A 13,438-nucleotide genomic window follows, 5' to 3' on the forward strand; every position below is an offset into this window, starting at 1 on the left:
GATAGGCATAACTTATAATATAGAGGACTAGGAGAGTAGAATAGGTAATCTACTCTTTTTTTAATTAGGTGTGTTTAAACATTATATTTTGACATAGCCTAAAAGCTAGGGCCCGTTTTAATAGGCTGTGAAGGTAGATATAAATGTAAGATTTGTGAAGGAGGAATATCTTTGGATCAATTGATCGAGAAAGCAATATTAGTTGGTGTAAATTTACGCAATGATTTGCACTTTGACTATTCAATCGAAGAACTAGGAAATTTGGCTGAAGCACTTAACGTTGAGGTAGTTGGTGTTGTAACCCAAAATTTAGAACGTATAAATCCTTCGCATTATGTTGGTACAGGTAAAATCGAAGAAATTAAAAATTTCTATAATGAAGCAGATGCAAACTTAGTCATATTTGACGATGAATTATCACCATCGCAAATTCGTAATTTGGAGCGAGATTTGGAATGCAAGGTGATAGATCGCACAATGCTTATTCTTGATATATTTGCTAGACGTGCAAAATCTAAAGAAGCACAAATGCAAGTAGAATTAGCCCAATTACAATATATGTTACCTCGTTTAGTTGGTTTACGAGATTCTTTAAGTCGCCAAGGTGGTGGTACAGGTGGTGGATTTAAGAACCGTGGTGCAGGTGAAACAAAACTTGAACTTGATCGCAGGAAAATTGAAGAACAAATTGCTAAACTAAATAAAGAATTAGAAGTTGTGAAGGAACAACGTGAGACCCAAAGAAAACAGCGTCGTAAAAGTGAAATTCCAATTGTTTCAATTGTGGGATATACAAATGCCGGGAAATCTACCATTATGAATCAACTACTAAACAAAGTAAATCAAGAAGAGCATAAGCAAGTTGTTGAAAAAAATATGCTATTTGCTACACTCGAAACTTCCGTAAGACAGATTAGCTTGCCTGATCATAAGAGCTTTTTACTTACAGATACAGTTGGATTTGTAAGTAAACTTCCACACCATTTAGTAAAAGCATTCCGTTCTACATTAGAGGAAGCAAGAGATGCGGATTTACTTTTACATGTTGTAGATGCTTCGAATGCAGAAAACCAATACATGATAGAAGTTACTAACAACACACTACAAGAAGTTGGAGTAGAAGATATTCCTACTATATGTGTATATAACAAAGCAGACTTAGCCAATCTAGCTTATCCTTATGTAAACAACAATCAAATTTGGATATCAGCAAAAGAAGGGGTAGGGCTTGATGAACTACTACAATTAATACGTCAGCATATCTTCTCTGATTATGTAACATGTACATTCTGTATTCCTTATGATCGAGGGGATATCGTTTCTTATTTGAATGAATCTGCACATATAATAGAAACAAGTTATGATGAAAACGGCACTATATTAAAGGTAGAAGTACACGAATCAACTGCACAAAAATATCAAATGTTTCAGGTTAATTAAGGGATGGCTTTTGTCATCTCTTTTTTTACTGCATTTTAGAAAAAATGCTATGTTACTATAGTGTAATAGGGGCTTAATCATAAAAATGAGATAAGTAATGTCTCCGATTAAAATGTATTTATGGAAAGTACAGTATATATGACCTGAAATTTCATCGGATAAAACATTGATCGACTTCTGATAATAATTTAATATTAAAACACTGTGATTTAGGGGATTAATTGTTTTAATAATCAAAAAATAAACAATTTTCTATATCAAAAAATTTTTTTGACTTAGCACAAATGTGCGTGTATAATGGACAACATGCATCGCTAAATTACAAATTTATAAACTTTATAGTTTGAATTGTAAGACTATTTTTTATATTGAAAGAAGGAGAGTTTCTTATGGCAACAAAAGAGGAAATCGTTAAGTCAGTTCCTCAAACAGGATTCTTCGGACATCCAAAGGGATTATTTAGCTTGTTCTTTACAGAATTTTGGGAACGTTTTTCATACTATGGTATGAAAGCAATCCTATTATATTTTATGTACGATAAAGTAAAAAAAGGTGGTTTAGGATTAGATGAAACCACAGCAGCTTCAATTATGGCAATTTATGGATCATTAGTATATATGTCAGGTATTATTGGTGGTTGGATTGCTGACCGTATTTTAGGTACTAGAAGAACAATCTTCTGGGGCGGTATATTAATTATGTTTGGTCATATCTGCTTAGCAGTTCCTGGTGGCTTAACATTCTTATTTGCTTCAATGGTATTTATTATTATTGGTACTGGATTATTAAAACCAAACGTATCATCAGTTGTTGGTGATATTTACGCAGAGGGCGATAACCGCCGTGATGCAGGTTTTAATATTTTCTATATGGGTATTAACGCAGGTGCGTTTATCTCTCCACTAGTTGTAGGTGCCGTCAAAGAACATTATAACTATCATGCAGGTTTTAGTATTGCAGCAATAGGTATGGCTATTGGATTATTCATGTATACTTTTAACCAAAAAGAAAAATTGGGTATTGCAGGTGTAGAACCTAAAAATCCATTAAATGCAAAAGAACGTAGTAGCATTCTTAAAAAATTCATCGTAGCAGTTATTGTAGTAGCTGCATTAGTTATTCTTGCAACTGTAAGTGGTAACTTAACAATCGATGTAGTTGTTAACTTCTTCACAGTTATCGGTTTATTAGCTCCAATCTCAGTATTTATTTGGATGTTCACTAGTAAAAAAACAAAAAAAGAAGAGAAATCACATCTTCTTGCATATATCCCTTTATTTATTACGGGTACAATGTTCTGGATTATCCAAGAACAAGGTTCAACTATTCTTGCAGCATATATAGATCAACGAACAGATTTAACAATGGGATCATTTGTAATTCCAGCTTCTTGGTTCCAGTCTTTAAACCCATTATTTATCATTACAATGGCGCCAATCTTCGCCTGGATATGGATTAAAATGGGGAATCGACAACCATCTACGCCAATCAAATTCTCATTGTCACTATTATTTGCCGGTTTATCATTCTTAATCATGATCATTCCAGCAATAACTTCAGGTGGTAAAGAGTTAATTAGCCCATGGTGGATTGTCATTTCATTCTTCTTAGTAGTAATTGGTGAATTATTAATGTCACCAGTTGGTCTATCAGCAACTACTAAATTAGCGCCATCTGCATTCGCAGCTCAAACTATGTCACTTTGGTTCTTAACAAGTACTGCTGCACAAGCATTAAATGCACAATTTGCAAAACTATTCGCCAAAATTTCAGAAGTTCAATATTTTGGTTATCTTGGTGGAGCTTCTATAGTATTATTCTTATTCATGTTAATGCTAAGCCCTTGGATTTCTAAAAAAATGGGTAGTATTCGATAAAAATAATTTATTAAAAGGCTTGTCCTAAATTGGTGTTACCAATTTTAGGACAAGTCTTTTTTTATGCTCAACCCTTCATTCCAATAATCCTGCTAGAAACTTGCAGCTGTAGCGAAAGAGATTATATATTAGATTGTTTAATAGAGGCTATATAAAAATCTTTTTAAATAATAATGATAAAGAACAGAATATGAGTACTTTAGGGTATTGTCGTTCGTCACTTATTTGATAATCATTTTCATTTAGATGTTGAAAATGATTATCAATATGATATACTAATTACCGTGAGCTAATTGATAATGAATTTCATTTTCATAAATTGAACTCACAAAATGGAAAAAGTCGGGGATTGTGATGAAGAAACGATATTTATTTTTAGCACTAGTTATTTTAGCAATTTTATCCCTTTTTGTAGGGGTAACGAGCATCTCTCCAATGGATCTATTAACGATTCATTCAGAGAAAACTCAAATTTTCCTTATTAGTCGTGTACCTAGGTTAATGGCAATTATATTAGCAGGTTTTGGGATGAGTATTGCGGGTTTGATTATGCAAAGTTTAAGTCGCAATAAATTCGTGTCGCCTACAACGGCTGGAACATTAGATGCCACCCGTTTAGGGATTCTCGTATCGATGTTGTTATTCGCGAATGCTTCGATGTTGGAAAAAATGGCGGTTTCCTTTGTATTTGCATTAGCCGGCACAATATTATTTATGCAAATTTTGAACCGTATAAAATTTAAAGATGCGATATTCATTCCACTTGTTGGGTTAATGTTTGGTAATATTTTATCCTCCATTACCACTTTCTTTGCATATAAGTCGAACGTAATCCAGAATATTTCTACTTGGTTGCAAGGAGATTTTTCAATGATTATGAAAGGGCGTTATGAACTTCTTTATATTAGTGTACCCGTACTAATTGTCGCTTATCTATATGCTAATCGTTTTACGGTTGCAGGTATGGGGGAAGATTTTGCAAAGAACTTAGGGCTAGCTTATAAGCGTATTGTAAACTTCGGTTTAATCCTCGTGGCTTTAATAACAACTACAGTGGTGTTAACAGTAGGTATGATTCCTTTCTTAGGATTAATCATCCCAAATATTATTTCTATTTTTAAAGGTGATCACTTACAAAAAACTTTACCGCATACCGCTATGCTAGGAGCTATCTTCTTGTTAATATGTGATATTTTAGGACGATTGCTAATATATCCATATGAGATTTCAATCAGTTTAATGGTAGGCGTCATCGGTAGTGCAGTCTTCCTATTCTTATTGTTTAGGGGGAAAGCTTATGCGTAATAGCTTAAAGATGTTAATACTAGCAATTCTCGTTGTGATATTCGCATGCTTATATTTGTTTCAAGGGTTAAATGGTAATTATGATTACATATTACCTCGTCGTGTGATTAAAGTAATCGCGATGGCAATAACAGGTGTTGCGATTGCCTATTCAACAGTTACTTTTCAAACCATCACACATAATCGAATTTTGACACCAAGCATTATGGGATTAGATTCCTTATATTTGTTACTACAAACAGTGATTATTTTCACCCTTGGATCAAGTCATATAGCCATTATGAATGCACAGGTTAATTTCTTTCTATCCGTTCTGGTAATGATTAGCTTTGCATTAATACTTTATCAATTCTTATTTCGTTCAGGTAAACGTCCTATCTACTTTTTACTTTTAGTAGGGATTATTGTTGGGACACTTTTAGGAAGTTTGACGACTTTTATGCAAGTATTGATTGATCCAAATGAATTTGCTCGAGTACAGGATAAAATGTTTGCAAGTTTTAATAATGTTAATGGTGATTTAGTATGGCTTGCATTAGTAGTTGTCGTTCTTGTTATGATGTTTGGATGGCGTATGGTACATGAATTAGATGTCTTATTACTTGGTCGTGATCATGCAATTAACTTAGGTGTACCATACGATAGGGTAGTAAAACATATGCTGATTATTTCATCCATGTTAATCTCCGTTTCAACAGCATTGGTTGGACCGATTACCTTCTTTGGACTAATCGTAGCCAATCTATCTTATCAATTTTTCAAAACATACAAACATTCTGTGTTGATTGTGGGTGCTGCTCTTTTAAGTTTAGTTGCACTATTTGGCGGTCAATGGATTGTTGAAAGAGTATTTACGTTCTCAACTACATTAAGTGTCATTATCAATTTTATCGGTGGTATTTACTTTATTTACTTATTATTAAGGGAGAGTCGATCTGCATGATCCAAGTAAAAGAAATAACCAAATTCTTTGGGAAAAAAGTCGTCGTTGATAAAGTAAGCGTTGACATAACACGTGGAAAAATAACTTCTTTTATTGGCCCAAATGGAGCGGGTAAATCGACATTATTATCGATGGTTAGCCGATTACTGGATGCAGATACTGGTGAAGTGTTGCTTGATAACGCAGATGTAAAGAATTTAAAATCAAATGATTTTGCAAAACGAGTATCCATTTTAAAACAGTCTAACTTTATGAATGTTCGCTTAACAATTCGTGAGCTTGTTTCTTTCGGAAGATTTCCATATTCACATGGGCATCTAAATGAGGAAGATCACAAGAAAGTTGACGAAGCAATTCACTATATGAATCTAGAAGATATTCAACATGATTATTTAGACGAGCTATCGGGTGGTCAACGTCAAAGAGCATTTATTGCAATGGTGATTGCTCAAGATACCGAATATATTCTGTTGGATGAACCATTAAATAACTTAGACATGAAGCATTCCGTACAGATTATGAAAATCTTACGAAAGCTTGTAGATGAATTAGATAAGACAGTAGTAATTGTTTTACATGATATAAATTTTGCATCTGTTTATTCAGATTATATTGTTGCTTTAAAAGACGGTAAAGTCGTAAAAGATGGCCCGACAGATGAGATTATTAACTCGGAATCATTAAAAGAAATTTATGATATGGACATTCCTATTCAAGAAATGAATAGCTGCCGTATTTGCGTATATTTCAATTCATAATAAAGGAGATCAAACAATGAAAAAATGGTCATTATTATCATTAGTATTTGCTTTGCTTCTTGCGCTAGGAGCATGTGGTTCTAAAGATACAAGTAAAGAAAATTCAAATTCTGGCTCGAAAGAAGATACTATTACAGTAACCAATGACTTTGGTATTCAAAATGAGGATGGCTCATCTGATGCTGTAAAAGATGAAGTTAAAGTTCCGAAAAATCCAAAAAAAGTCGTCGTATTTGATATGGGTTTCTTAGATACACTTGATACACTAGGTGTTAAAGTGACAGGTGTTCCTCAAGATTCAATTCCAAAATATCTAAAAAAATATGATAGCACGGATTACGAAAATGTTGGTTCATTAAAAGAACCTGATTTAGAAAAACTTGCAACCATTCAACCAGATGTTATTTTTATCTCAGGTCGTCAAGCAAGTCTTTATGAAGAATTAAGTAAAATTGCTCCAACAGTTTATGTAGGATTAGATACATCAAACTATATGGATTCATTTAAAAAGAATACAGAATTAGCTGGACAAATTTTCGGTAAAGAAGATCAAGTAAAAGATGAATTGGCAAAAGTTGATGAAACAATCGCAAAAGTACAATCTGAAACGAAAAATTTAGATAAAAAGGCTTTAATCATCTTAGGTTCTGAAGGGAAAATCAGTGCTTACGGCCCTGCATCTCGCTTTGGCGTAATTCACGATGTATTTGGTTTTAAACCAGTTGATAAAAACATCGAAGTTTCAACACATGGTCAAAATGTTTCGTATGAATATGTATTAGAAAAAAATCCAGATATTATCTTTGTAGTAGACCGAGATGCAGTAGTAACACAAGGTGCATCTGCGAAAAAAGATATTGAAAACGATATTGTAAAGAAAACAACTGCTTATAAAGATGGTAAAATGATCTATCTTAACCCAGAAGTTTGGTATTTATCTGGTGGCGGATTACAATCTGTAACTGAAATGGTGAAAGAAGTAGAAGCAGCCTTATAAACTTGATTAAACATAAACACCTAGCAAATTTTTGCTAGGTGTTTTATTTGTGGATAAAATGAGCTGAGTATTTTTTTGTGCTATTCCATAGAATAATAAAAAGGTATAGTTATAAGAAAAGAATATTTCGTAAAAGGAGGATTTTAATGACGAAATTTTTCTACTTCTTAGCAATTGTAACTGCTGTTATCTTTTTTATATTAGATTTCAGTTTAAATAGCACCTGGGTAACTAGTCTAGATATAAAGGCTTCAACTCTTTTGAAAGGTAATTCTTTCATTGAATTTTTCCATTACTTTGGAGAAACAAAGTTTATTTTAATTGTAGCTGTTTGCCTATTAGTTTGGTTGTGGATCCGAAACCACAATTACCGTGGTATGATGTTTGCACTTTTAACGATTGCAGGAGGAAATGTGTTCAATCAGATATTGAAGGAATGGATTCGTAGACCAAGACCAGTTATACCACATCAATTAAGCAGTTTTAGTTTTCCTTCTGGTCATGCAATGGTTGGGATTCTTTATCTATTTACCATTACTTTCTTAGTAACTGAACATTCATCGTCCAAAACAATGAAACTATTCGCATGGCTATTTGCAACAATAATGACTGCTTTAATAGGCTTATCTCGGATTGCCGGGAGTCATCATTTTGCATCAGATGTTATTGCGGGATGGTCAATTGGCTACACATGGTTTATCTTGTGTGTTATTTGGTATAAACATCGAAAAAAACTGTAGAGTTACAAGAACGAAAGGCATAAGAAAAGGCGCTGATCAATGATCAGTGCCTTTTTCATGCTTGTGTTAAAACATTTTTCGATGTGATCTTATGAATAATAGATGTTAAAATGACTGCTATTAAAAGGAAGATTAAGATAATACTAATTACACCAATCCAACCAAAGTTAGACCAGAATATACCACCTGTAGTACCACCAATACTTGATCCTACATAATAGAAGAATAAGTATAGGGAAGAGGCTTGAGCTTTATCGTGAGTTGCTCGTCTGCCAACCCAACCACTAGCAATTGCATGTCCGCCAAAGAATCCAAAGGTGAATATAGCGATACCGAGAATCTTAATAAATAGAATGCCAACTAAAGAAAGAAGTGCACCACCAATCATTAAGCCAATTCCGCTTAATAATATTTTATATCTACCATGATGATCGGCAAGTCCCCCCATCCATGCAGAACTAAATGTTCCGACTAAATAGATTAAGAAAATCCAACCAACAATAGTTTGGCTTAATGAATAAGGAGGTTCTAATAATTGAAATCCAATATAGTTATACATCGTTACAAAAGAACCCATAAGTAAAAAACCCATTCCAAACAGACTCAGTAATGCAGGGTCTTTAAGATGCATTAGTAAAGATTTGAATAGGGGCTTAAATGCCAGTTTTTCAGGAGTAAAATGCTTTGATGAGGGGAGTAAAAAGTAAAAAGCAATCGCAACAAGTAAACTAATGATACCGATTGTCATCATACCAATTCGCCAGTTGAAGAAATCACTAACGGTTCCCATAATAATTCGTCCAGCAAGCCCACCAATAGAGTTTCCGCTAATATAAAGTCCCATTGCAGCACCTAAACTAGCAGGATCAATCTCTTCGCCTAGATAAGCCATTGCAATTGCAGGAAGTCCTGCAAAGACAATTCCCTGTATGATCCTTAAAATGAGTAACATATGATAATTGGGGGCGAAGGCTATCAATAGCGTTAAAATTGCAACAGCTATCATTGAAAATGTCATAATTGATTTACGACCCCAAGCTTCAGATAGGGATCCAATAATTAACATACTAATAGCTAAGGAAGCAGTTGTTAAAGACAAGGATAGGGAAGCTGTGGTAGGTGAAATATGAAAAACCTTGGATAATGTTGGTAACACGGGTTGGGTCATATATAAATTCGCAAATGTACTAAAAGCCCCCGCAAATAATGCCAGGTTTGCTTTGCGAAAATCCATCGTTCCTTTTTTAATATAATCATCCATTTCTAAATATCACTCCATAATATAATGGCAAATTAGGAAACTGAATTGTCATTTTTTTTGTTACGGTTTATTATAGATTCATTCTATTGATAATTACAATTTATTATTTTTATTAATTTGATTCGATTTGGTTATTAGGAGGCATAGCATGGATTTACAACAACTAAAGTATTTCCAAACTGTAGCGAGAATAGAACATATGACCCAAGCTGCTGAAAAATTGAATATATCTCAGCCAGCACTTAGTAAGTCAATTGCACAGCTAGAAGAGGAAGTTGGTGTCCCGCTATTTGATCGAAAAGGGCGTTCCATTAAATTAAACCGCTTTGGTGAGTTGTTTTTAAAAAGAACAATGCCAATTAGTAAACTGTATGAAGAAGTAAAGCAAGAGATTGCAGATTTAGTGACACCTGATTATGGGGTAATAACTATCGGTTTTACACATACAGTGGGAATGCAACTTATTCCACGTTTGGTACGCATGTTCCGCAGAAAGTATCCCAATGTACAGTTTGAATTCACACAAAGCAATTCTTTTCATTTGCTGCGACAATTAGAGGCAGGAGAGTTTGAACTATGTTTGGTGCCATATGTTGATACAGATATTCCCTTCGAGTGGGTTGAACTATGGAGTGAAGAGTTATTTGTGATTGTACCAGAAGACCATCGACTAGCAAATCGTAAGCAAATTCATTTATCTGAAATAGGCAATGATCCATTTGTTTCATTAAAAGAAGGAAATTCTCTTCGGCAAATTAATGATCAATTATTAGCACTTGCAAATATTTCTCCAGAGGTTGTTTTCGAAGGGGAAGAATTTCATACACTTGCAGGGTTTGTTGAAGCAGGGTTGGGTGTAGCATTGCTTCCGAATATAAGAGGATTAAATGAGTATCATTTATCTAAAATTCGTGTTAGTGAGCCGATATGTCAACGTAAATTAGGTATTGGCTACATGAAGAAAAGATATATGTCTCAAGCCGCTACAACTTTTAGAGATTTTGTTATGAGGGAGTTTAGAGAAAAATAGGCTTTTGAATCTATTTCTTTGTGGATTAATGGTTCATAGGTAAAAGTATACGCATACAATGAACAAAACGTTTATAAAAAGAGAGGTATGCGGGTGGATGGAAGTATTTTATATGCATTAGGGTTAACTTTATTCGCGGGATTAGCAACAGGTGTTGGCAGCTTAATCGCATTTTTTACTTCGAGGACCAATACGAAGTTTTTATCATTTGCATTGGGTTTTTCAGCAGGTGTTATGATTTATGTTTCACTTGTTGAAATTTTCGTAAAAGCAAAACACGCACTTGTAGCTGAATTAGGAATGAAACAGGGCTATTTGTTCACAATAGTTGGATTCTTTGGTGGCATGCTGCTAATTGCATTGATTGATAAACTAATTCCAAAGCAAGGGAATCCCCATGAAGTAAAAATGGTAGAAGATTTGCATAGGGGTCCATCAAATGATGATTATGCTAAGCTCATGAAAATGGGGATTTTCACAGCTTTAGCTATTGGAATTCACAACTTTCCAGAGGGGATTGCAACATTTGTTTCAGCATTAAATGATCCGAATCTCGGCTTAGCGATTGCTATAGCTGTAGCGATTCACAATATTCCAGAAGGGATTGCGGTATCTGTACCGATTTTTTATGCAACGGGTAACCGCAAGAAGGCATTTAAATTATCATTCTTATCTGGTTTAGCAGAGCCGGTTGGAGCTTTTGTTGCATATCTAGTATTAATGCCATTTTTGAATGATGTTATGTTTGGGATGATTTTTGCTGGAGTTGCCGGAATAATGGTCTTTATCTCATTGGATGAATTATTACCAGCTGCACGAAAATATGATGAAGCACATTCATCCATTTATGGTGTAGTATTAGGAATGATCGTGATGGCAATTAGTTTAGTTTTGTTGGCATAAAAGGGATTGCAATCTGCAATCCCTTCTATATATCTGAAGGGTAAATTTTTCCCTAAATTTATGTACCTACAATCGTGTTTACTACTTTATGAATCCTAATCCTGTTGCAATTAATATTAAAGTCAACACAGCGAATAATATTTTCTTCATTGAAAACCCCCCTTTACAAAATAATTCAAAATATCTATTTATTATAAAAGAAAAAAATGTAAAAATAGTAAAAAAGATAAGGTGGTAAGTGAGATGTATTCGAAAAATAAAATATGGTTCATTTTTCCGATTTTATTAATTATTTTTTCTTTCAACTTTCATTCTTTAAGAGTTGAAGCAATGACTAATAAGCCTGGAGATATTATAGTTACAAAAAATACTTCATCTTATGGAATAGCAGGACATACTGGGATATTCATTAGTTCGAATCAAATTTTACATACTTCTGGCTGGAAAAATGAGCCATACCCAATTGTCTTCACAAAAAAACAATGGGAACATCGCTATGGAAATTCGAAAGTAGTTCGTCCTAAATCGGCATCATTAGGCAAAAAAGCTGCATCAAATGCAAAGAAATATTTTAAGGATAAAAAAATACCTTATTCGGTAGGGGCTAGTTTAAAAAGTACAAAAAGAACTTATTGTAGTCAATTAGTTTGGTACTCATATTATAAAGCCGGAAAAACATATAAAGTATATAAACAAATAAATAGTGGTTCTAAATTAGCTCCCAAATATGCATGGGTATTACCAGATAAAATAATGCCTTATGATTTCGTAAGTAATGGTTATCCTAAGGGGAATGGATTTGTAATTGTAGATAACACATGGTCAAGAAAGTGATTTTAAGTTTTACTGGTCACAAAACACCCCTATAAATGTTTGCTGTCAAACATTTATAGGGGTGTTTATTGCTTTTATGAAGTTGAGTTTGAATTAGAGAATAGCTATTACTTAGCCGATTCTTAAAATTAAACATTTAATTTATTATTTATTAGAAGCAACTGTAAAACGTTCGTTTACATGTTTAGGGTTTTCAATTTCATCTAATACTGCGATTGCAAAGTCAGCGTAAGATACATAGCTTTCACCTTGTTCGTTTACTAATAAATGATCTTTACCTTCAATATATTTGCCAGTGCGAGGACCTTCTGGATCGAAGAATGCTGATGGGCTTAGGAATGTCCAAGTGATTGAAGCAGCTTGTAAATCTGCTAAGTTTTGAGCTTGGTTAGATGCAGTAGCTTTGAACATATCAGGGAAATCGGGTGTTTCGATGACACGTACAGTTTTTTCTGGATCTACAAATAGACTTCCCGCACCACCAACTACAAATAATTTGGTTTCTTTTGCATCTTTGAAGATTGCAATTAGGTGATGCCCCACTTCTACATGAAGTGTTTCTTGTCCGATTGGTGCTCCAAAAGCATTTACCACAACATCAAATCCATTTATATCTGCTGTTGTTAAGTCGAATACATCTTTTTCAAATACAGTTACTGATTGTCCTTGTAATTTTGTTGCATTACGGACAATTGCAGTCACTTCATGACCACGAGCTATTGCTTCTCCTAAAATTTTGTTTCCTGCTTTACCTGATGCACCGATAATTCCAATTTTCACGGTGAATTCCTCCTATACAATGGGTATTTATTAAATGTAACAAATTTAGTTACAGGTAGGGTGATAAAATAGATCGTCCCTTAATGAAAGAGATGATCTAATATGTCTTGTAATGTCTCTTCTTCTAATTTACTTTCTAATGCTTGCTGTACAGAACAGAATACATCATCTAATGTTGATTGAATTTGTTTGCCAACGGCACAATTTGGATTTGGATTGTCATGAATGGCAAATAAATCTTCGGGTGCTTGTACAGCACGGTAGATATCTAATAAGGTTATGTCCTTAGGAGAAACTACAAGTTTATAGCCAGATACACCTGCATGTGAAGCAATTAAACCAGCTTTTTTCAACTGGCTACTTATACGTCGAATGACAACTGGATTTGTATTGACACTACTAGCAATATAATCAGATGTTAATGTATGTGTATCTCTCGTTGAAGCAATTAATGAAAGTATGTGAATAGCCACAGAGAACCGACTGTTTATCATAGGCTCACCACCTGTTTGTAACTATCATAGTTACAATTGAATGGAATGTCAATAAAAAATAACCGAGCACCGATCC

General features: G+C 33.9%; 13 protein-coding genes. 10 read left to right on the forward strand and 3 right to left on the reverse strand.

Features of this window, described 5'->3' with window-relative positions; translation table 11 throughout:
* The first annotated feature begins 171 nt into the window (after nucleotides 1-171).
* The 7 genes from hflX (at nucleotide 172) to CEF14_RS15645 (ending at nucleotide 8,060) form a co-directional block, all read left to right on the forward strand.
* Nucleotides 172-1,440: a GTPase HflX gene (gene hflX, locus CEF14_RS15615; RefSeq protein ID WP_102693676.1), complete on the forward strand. Its 1,269-nt coding sequence runs from the start codon at nucleotides 172-174 to the stop codon at nucleotides 1,438-1,440.
* Nucleotides 1,441-1,829: 389 nt separating this feature from the next.
* Nucleotides 1,830-3,317, forward strand: coding sequence for a peptide MFS transporter (locus CEF14_RS15620; RefSeq protein ID WP_102693677.1), 1,488 nt, complete (start codon nucleotides 1,830-1,832; stop codon nucleotides 3,315-3,317).
* Nucleotides 3,318-3,671: 354 nt separating this feature from the next.
* A complete protein-coding gene (locus tag CEF14_RS15625; RefSeq protein ID WP_102693678.1) occupies nucleotides 3,672-4,622 on the forward strand; it encodes an ABC transporter permease in 951 nt (316 codons plus the stop codon).
* Nucleotides 4,615-5,565 (forward strand): iron chelate uptake ABC transporter family permease subunit, encoded by a 951-nt coding sequence (locus tag CEF14_RS15630; RefSeq protein WP_102693679.1) that lies wholly within the window; start codon nucleotides 4,615-4,617, stop codon nucleotides 5,563-5,565. The genes CEF14_RS15625 and CEF14_RS15630 overlap by 8 nt, the downstream gene beginning before the upstream one ends.
* Entirely contained in the window at nucleotides 5,562-6,323 is a 762-nt protein-coding gene (locus CEF14_RS15635; protein WP_102693680.1) for an iron ABC transporter ATP-binding protein, read from the forward strand. The genes CEF14_RS15630 and CEF14_RS15635 overlap by 4 nt, the downstream gene beginning before the upstream one ends.
* Before the next feature lie 16 nt (nucleotides 6,324-6,339).
* Nucleotides 6,340-7,320, forward strand: coding sequence for a siderophore ABC transporter substrate-binding protein (locus CEF14_RS15640; RefSeq protein ID WP_102693681.1), 981 nt, complete (start codon nucleotides 6,340-6,342; stop codon nucleotides 7,318-7,320).
* A 146-nt stretch (nucleotides 7,321-7,466) separates the two neighbouring features.
* Complete coding sequence (locus tag CEF14_RS15645; RefSeq protein WP_102693682.1) at nucleotides 7,467-8,060, forward strand: phosphatase PAP2 family protein; 594 nt, start codon at nucleotides 7,467-7,469, stop codon at nucleotides 8,058-8,060.
* 55 nt (nucleotides 8,061-8,115) lie between these two features.
* Here CEF14_RS15645 and CEF14_RS15650 read toward each other — a convergent pair whose 3' ends face one another.
* Nucleotides 8,116-9,321 (reverse strand): MFS transporter, encoded by a 1,206-nt coding sequence (locus CEF14_RS15650; RefSeq protein ID WP_102693683.1) that lies wholly within the window; start codon nucleotides 9,319-9,321, stop codon nucleotides 8,116-8,118.
* A 148-nt stretch (nucleotides 9,322-9,469) separates the two neighbouring features.
* Here CEF14_RS15650 and CEF14_RS15655 point away from each other — a divergent pair, with 148 nt between their 5' ends.
* The 3 genes from CEF14_RS15655 (at nucleotide 9,470) to CEF14_RS15665 (ending at nucleotide 12,088) form a co-directional block, all read left to right on the forward strand.
* A complete protein-coding gene (locus CEF14_RS15655; protein WP_102693684.1) occupies nucleotides 9,470-10,351 on the forward strand; it encodes a LysR family transcriptional regulator in 882 nt (293 codons plus the stop codon).
* A gap of 93 nt (nucleotides 10,352-10,444) precedes the next feature.
* The gene (zupT, locus tag CEF14_RS15660; RefSeq protein ID WP_102693685.1) at nucleotides 10,445-11,254 is read left to right on the forward strand and encodes a zinc transporter ZupT; all 810 of its coding nucleotides are present in this window, start codon (nucleotides 10,445-10,447) and stop codon (nucleotides 11,252-11,254) included.
* A 243-nt stretch (nucleotides 11,255-11,497) separates the two neighbouring features.
* Nucleotides 11,498-12,088, forward strand: a complete 591-nt coding sequence (locus tag CEF14_RS15665) for a C40 family peptidase (RefSeq protein WP_102693686.1) — start codon at nucleotides 11,498-11,500, stop codon at nucleotides 12,086-12,088.
* A 144-nt stretch (nucleotides 12,089-12,232) separates the two neighbouring features.
* Here the strand turns inward: CEF14_RS15665 and CEF14_RS15670 are convergent, their stop codons facing one another.
* Together CEF14_RS15670 and CEF14_RS15675 are read right to left on the reverse strand one after the other, a co-directional pair.
* Entirely contained in the window at nucleotides 12,233-12,868 is a 636-nt protein-coding gene (locus CEF14_RS15670) for an NAD(P)-dependent oxidoreductase (RefSeq protein ID WP_102693687.1), read from the reverse strand.
* Nucleotides 12,869-12,948: 80 nt separating this feature from the next.
* The gene (locus tag CEF14_RS15675; RefSeq protein WP_102693688.1) at nucleotides 12,949-13,362 is read right to left on the reverse strand and encodes an Rrf2 family transcriptional regulator; all 414 of its coding nucleotides are present in this window, start codon (nucleotides 13,360-13,362) and stop codon (nucleotides 12,949-12,951) included.
* Between the last annotated feature and the right edge of the window lie 76 nt (nucleotides 13,363-13,438).

Source organism: Rummeliibacillus pycnus (genome assembly GCF_002884495.1).
Lineage (GTDB): Bacteria > Bacillota > Bacilli > Bacillales_A > Planococcaceae > Rummeliibacillus > Rummeliibacillus pycnus.

Coding starts and splice junctions, on each gene's coding strand:
- CEF14_RS15620 (WP_102693677.1), top strand. CDS start 1,830: ATGGCAACAAAAGAGGAAATCGTTAAGTCAGTTCCTCAAACAGGATTC.
- CEF14_RS15625 (WP_102693678.1), top strand. CDS start 3,672: ATGAAGAAACGATATTTATTTTTAGCACTAGTTATTTTAGCAATTTTA.
- CEF14_RS15630 (WP_102693679.1), top strand. CDS start 4,615: ATGCGTAATAGCTTAAAGATGTTAATACTAGCAATTCTCGTTGTGATA.
- CEF14_RS15635 (WP_102693680.1), top strand. CDS start 5,562: ATGATCCAAGTAAAAGAAATAACCAAATTCTTTGGGAAAAAAGTCGTC.
- CEF14_RS15640 (WP_102693681.1), top strand. CDS start 6,340: ATGAAAAAATGGTCATTATTATCATTAGTATTTGCTTTGCTTCTTGCG.
- CEF14_RS15645 (WP_102693682.1), top strand. CDS start 7,467: ATGACGAAATTTTTCTACTTCTTAGCAATTGTAACTGCTGTTATCTTT.
- CEF14_RS15650 (WP_102693683.1), bottom strand. CDS start 9,321: ATGGATGATTATATTAAAAAAGGAACGATGGATTTTCGCAAAGCAAAC.
- CEF14_RS15655 (WP_102693684.1), top strand. CDS start 9,470: ATGGATTTACAACAACTAAAGTATTTCCAAACTGTAGCGAGAATAGAA.
- CEF14_RS15665 (WP_102693686.1), top strand. CDS start 11,498: ATGTATTCGAAAAATAAAATATGGTTCATTTTTCCGATTTTATTAATT.
- CEF14_RS15675 (WP_102693688.1), bottom strand. CDS start 13,362: ATGATAAACAGTCGGTTCTCTGTGGCTATTCACATACTTTCATTAATT.